3 protein-coding genes and 1 pseudogene are annotated in these 4,920 nt (G+C 69.0%); all 4 read left to right on the forward strand.

The window, feature by feature from the left end:
• The first annotated feature begins 14 nt into the window (after nucleotides 1-14).
• Nucleotides 15-974, forward strand: coding sequence for a sugar-binding domain-containing protein (locus RWR81_RS12300; protein WP_314458016.1), 960 nt, complete (start codon nucleotides 15-17; stop codon nucleotides 972-974).
• Nucleotides 975-1,137: 163 nt separating this feature from the next.
• Nucleotides 1,138-3,240, forward strand: coding sequence for a transketolase (tkt, locus tag RWR81_RS12305; protein WP_314458017.1), 2,103 nt, complete (start codon nucleotides 1,138-1,140; stop codon nucleotides 3,238-3,240).
• A gap of 763 nt (nucleotides 3,241-4,003) precedes the next feature.
• Nucleotides 4,004-4,570: a hypothetical protein gene (locus RWR81_RS12310; protein ID WP_314458018.1), complete on the forward strand. Its 567-nt coding sequence runs from the start codon at nucleotides 4,004-4,006 to the stop codon at nucleotides 4,568-4,570.
• A 193-nt stretch (nucleotides 4,571-4,763) separates the two neighbouring features.
• Nucleotides 4,764-4,920: pseudogene (locus tag RWR81_RS12315) on the forward strand (DNA repair protein RadA); the annotation flags it as partial.

The following is a 4,920-nucleotide window of genomic DNA, read 5'->3' on the forward strand; positions in this document are numbered from 1 at the left end:
GATAACCTGAACGCATGTGTGCACAGCTGACTCGGGAACGGGCCTCACTGCTGCTGGAGGTGGCCCGCCTCTACTGGGACGAGGACCTCAACCAGGCGAGCATCGCCAGCAAGATGGGGTACTCGCGCCCCACGGTCTCGAGGATGCTCACCGAGGCCCGTCGGCACGGGGTCGTCACCGTTACCGTGTCCCACCCCATCGAACGACTCATGGCGCTGGAGGAGCGTCTGGCGCAGGCCTTCGGGCTCAAGGAGGCACGAGTCGCCGAGGACCGCACCGACGGCACGAGCGGCCCGGGCGCCGAGGTCGCCCGGGTGTGCGGCGACCTGCTCCTGGAACAGTGCGGTCCCCGCAGTGTCATCGCCGTGTCCAACGGTCGAGCGGTGGGTGCCGTCGTCCACTATCTGTCCGAACGCGTCTGGCCGGAGTCGACAGCGGTGGCGATGCTGGGCTCGGCCGGGGAGTCCTTCCACCTGGAGGACGGCCCGGACATCTGCCGCAACCTGGCCCTGCGCCTGGGCGGCCACTACCGCTCACTGCCGGTCCCCCTCGTCTTCGACTCCCTGAAGAACGCCCGATCGGTGCGCAGTGAGGAGCGGGTGGCGACCACGCTGGAGCTCGCCGCCCGCAGTGACGTGGCGCTCACCGGCGTCGGAGCCGTCGGGGAGACGACGAGCAGCCCGCTCCTGCGCCGCTGGATGACACCCGCCGTCATGCGAGAGTGCCGCCGCAAGAACGTCGTCGCCCACGTCTGCGGGCACCACCTGGACGCCGAGGGCAACCACGTGCGCACGACCCTGTGCAACCGCACTCTGTGCCTGGACCCCTCCCGGCTCAGCGAGATCCCCCTGGTCATCGGCGTTGCCGCGGGCCGGGACAAGGTCGACGCCCTGCACGCCACCCTGCGCGGGGGCTACCTGTCCGCCCTTGTCACCGACGAGAGCACCGCCCGCTCACTCCTGGAAGGCCTCTGAGGGGAGGTACCGGGGCGAGCGAGATGAACACGCGTTCACCGCTGTACTTGCCCGCCTCTGCGGAAGCGGGAAGTATCAGTCCTGATGCCCGGCCATTGATGCGCCGTCACGGCGCCCGCGGCCGCGAGCGATATGCACCCTCATGCACAAGGAGTCCTCAGTTATGAGTGCTGAGCCGTTGCTCACCGATCTTGACCGTCAGGCCATCGCGGTTTCCAAGGCGTTGGCCGCCGACGCCGTGGAGAGGGCCGGGTCGGGCCACCCCGGTACGCCGATCTCCCTGGCGTCAGTGGCATGGCTGCTCTACCAGCGTGAGATGGTCCACGACCCGGCCGCCCCGGGCTGGCTGGGACGCGACCGGTTCGTCCTGTCCATCGGGCACGCCTCGCTGGTGCAGTACATTCAGCTGTTCCTGGCCGGCTACGACATCGACCTGGAGGGCTTCACGGCATTCCGCACCCCGGCCGGTCTGCCGGGGCACCCCGAGTTCGGTGAGGTCGCCGGGGTGGAGACCACCACGGGCCCTCTGGGAGCGGGTTTCGCCAACGCGGTGGGCATGGCCATGGCCGCGCGCCGCGAGCACGGACTGCTCGACGCCGGCACCCCGTTGGGCGAGTCGGTCTTCGACCACTTCGTCTACACGATCCTCGGCGACGGCTGCATGCAGGAGGGTGTCACCTCGGAGGCCGCTTCCCTGGCCGGTACCCAGCAGCTGGGCAACCTCATCGCCATCTACGACGACAACGACATCTCGATCGAGGGCGACACGGACATCGCCTTCACCGAGGACGTCTCGGCTCGTTTCGAGGCCTATGGCTGGCAGGTGCTCGACGTCGACTGGCGCACCGGCGGCCCGGACGGCTCGGGAGGCTACGCGGAGGACCTCCAGGCGCTGCACGAGGCCATCGTCGCGGCCCGCGCCGACACCGAGCGTCCGTCGCTGATCCGGCTGCGCACCATCATCGCCTGGCCCTCGCCGACGAAGCAGGGCCAGGCCTCCTCCCACGGCGCCAAGCTCGGGGCCGAGGAGATCGCCGGACTCAAGCGGGCCCTGGGACTGGATCCTGAGCAGACCTTCATCCTGCCCGACGACGTCGTCGCCCACACCCGGAAGCGGGCCGCCGAGAACGCCCAGGCCGCCCACACGGTCTGGGACGAGCGGTTCGCGGCGTGGCAGCGGGCCAACCCCGACGGCGCCGCGCTGCTGGAGCGCCTTGAGGCACACCGCCTGCCCGAAGGGCTTCAGGCGGCCCTGCCGACCTGGGAGATCGGCCAGTGCCTGGCGACCCGTGCGGCGTCGGGCAAGGTTCTGGCGGCTCTGGCCGAGGCGGTGCCCGAGCTGTGGGGCGGGTCGGCGGATCTGGCCGGCTCGAACAACACGACCATGGCCGGTGAGCCGTCCTTCCTGCCCACTGCCCTGGCGCAGGCCGACGGCGACGGACCCTTTGGTCGCACCATCCACTTCGGTGTGCGCGAGCACGCCATGGGCTCGATCCTCAACGGGATCGCCCTGGACGGGCTCACCCGCCCCTACGGGGGCACCTTCATGGTGTTCTCCGACTACATGCGCCCGGCCGTGCGTCTGGCAGCGCTCATGGGGATCGGCCCGGTCTTCGTGTGGTCCCACGACTCCATCGGTGTGGGTGAGGACGGCCCCACCCACCAGCCCGTCGAGCACCTGGCCTCCCTGCGTGCCATCCCGGGTCTGGCCGTGGTGCGCCCCGGGGACGCCAACGAGACCGCCGCCGCCTGGGCCGAGATCCTGGCCCGCCCGGACCAGCCGGCCGGCATCGCCCTGTCGCGTCAGAACCTCCCGGTGATCGCCTCCGCCGCTGCCGCGGCCGACGGCGTGAGGCGGGGGGCCTACGTCCTGGCCGAGGCCACCGACGCAGGCGGCCAGCAGGTGAGCCCCGACGTCGTCCTGATCGCCACCGGCTCCGAGGTCGGTGTGGCCGTGGCCGCCCGCGACATCCTCCAGGGCCAGGGCACGCCCACACGGGTGGTCTCCGCTCCCTGCCTGGAGTGGTTCGCCCAGCAGGACGCCGCCTATCGGGACCAGGTGCTGCCGGCCGGCGCCGCGAAGGTCTCCATCGAGGCCGGCATCGCCATGGGCTGGCGTGAGATCGTCGGCGACGCCGGGGAAATCGTCTCCCTGGACCACTACGGCACCTCCGCCGCCGGCACCGCCCTGTTCAAGGAGTACGGTTTCACCGGCCAGAACGTGGCCGAGCGCGCCCGCAAAGCCCTGACCCGCACACGCGCCTGACACCCCGCGCCTGCGTCCGTCGCACCGAGCCGGGCATGTTTCGGAAGTACCTCAAGAGATTCTGCAGGCTTGACCGGTACAGCCGGTCATGGCCACGGACTCTCCTGGGGTGCTCCTGGTGTAGGCAGCCCCAGAACGGTCGCCGTCAGGCCGGATGGCCTTCCTCGAACCACGCGACCACCGAGTCGAGGTGTGGGGGTCGGCCACCATGGGACTGAACGCCTTACCGTCCTGACGATCACCGTGGCCGGGCAGGTCAAAGGTGATCAACTGGTCACCCCGTGACGCAATCGCATCACCGCACTGCGTCATGACGGGATCGAGTTTGTTCGAGAACCGGCCGTGCACGCCGACGACGGCCCGCCCACCAGCCAGGTCTTCCCCACCTCAAGACGGGAATTCCATCAAGGATGAATTCTTCCGTCTGACTGCTCATGGATGATCCCAGTGGGGTCAGGTGGTGTCTGCACCATGTGCTGATGTCGGTGAGTGTCTCAGGGAGAGGCAGTCCCCTCAAGACAAGACGGAATCAGCGGTCGAGGCGGATATGGGCGCCTCTGGCCGGCTCTGCCAGAACCGCCCCGCTCCGGCGACCACGCACCAGAACCACCCCGACTCGACACGTGAGAAACACGCATCACGGAGACGCCCCGTACCGAGCGTATGACGCACCGCCCGAAACTGGGGCATGCTGGGGGCCGGTCGCGCCACCGGACGTGCTCCGAAGCCACACTCTCCGAACACAACAGTAAGGTCGTCTCTCATGAGCGCACAGCCACCCGCCCAGAACTACCCACAGCCCCCTGGCGGCAATGACGGTGGGAGCAAGGGCCGGCATACTCGTTATTACACCCTCATCATGACCGTGCTGATCCTGATCGCCATCGTCATCGACATCGCGATCCTCATCGCGATCTTCATGAACGTTGAAGGACGGGTCCGCATCCCCCGCGCGATCTTCATTCTTCCCATCATCGCCGCCCTGGTAATCGGACGGCTCATCGACGCGGCCCTGGTCAAGAAGTCCCCCCACCTGGTGCCCGGGTACGCGGCTCAGTCGTACCAAGCCCACCCGGGCGCGGTACCCGCGCAACAGGGCTACGACCAGCCCGCCGTCCAGCAGATGACGCCGCAGAGCACCTACAGCCAGGCCCCGTACCAGCAGATGCCCCCCGACGCACCGCAGCAGGCTCCGTACGGGCACCAGCAGGCTCCGTACGGGTACCAGCAGGCTCCGTACGGACAGTACACCGCCGCTCAGGCGCCCCAGAACCAGGCACCCTACGGCCAGGGCTGGCAGCCCGGTCAGGCCGGTCCGACCGGCTACTAGACAGGACCGGTCGCGTGATGAGGAGCGGGCGCCTCAGCCTCGTGCCCTCCGGCCCGGACTCCTAGCCCGTGTCTCAGGTACTCGCGCTGTAGAGCACGAACGCGAGCCCCGGCGGACGCAGTACCTCCTCGGCCACGACGTCGATGCTGAACGACCCCGAATAGATGTCGCCGGTGCCGGTTACGCTCACATCATGCCCGCGTTGAAGAACTCCAAGGCTCTCAAGGTCTCCTATCGCTGCAGCGAATGCGGCTGGTCCAGCCCCAAGTGGATGGGGCAGTGCCGCGAGTGCCGCGAATGGGGCACCCTGGAGGAGCTCCGGGCCGTCGAGCCCTCGGGTGGGGCATACG

The organism is uncultured Actinomyces sp. (genome assembly GCF_963526355.1).
GTDB lineage: Bacteria > Actinomycetota > Actinomycetes > Actinomycetales > Actinomycetaceae > Actinomyces.

Coding starts and splice junctions, on each gene's coding strand:
- tkt (WP_314458017.1), top strand. CDS start 1,138: ATGAGTGCTGAGCCGTTGCTCACCGATCTTGACCGTCAGGCCATCGCG.
- RWR81_RS12310 (WP_314458018.1), top strand. CDS start 4,004: ATGAGCGCACAGCCACCCGCCCAGAACTACCCACAGCCCCCTGGCGGC.
- RWR81_RS12300 (WP_314458016.1), top strand. CDS start 15: ATGTGTGCACAGCTGACTCGGGAACGGGCCTCACTGCTGCTGGAGGTG.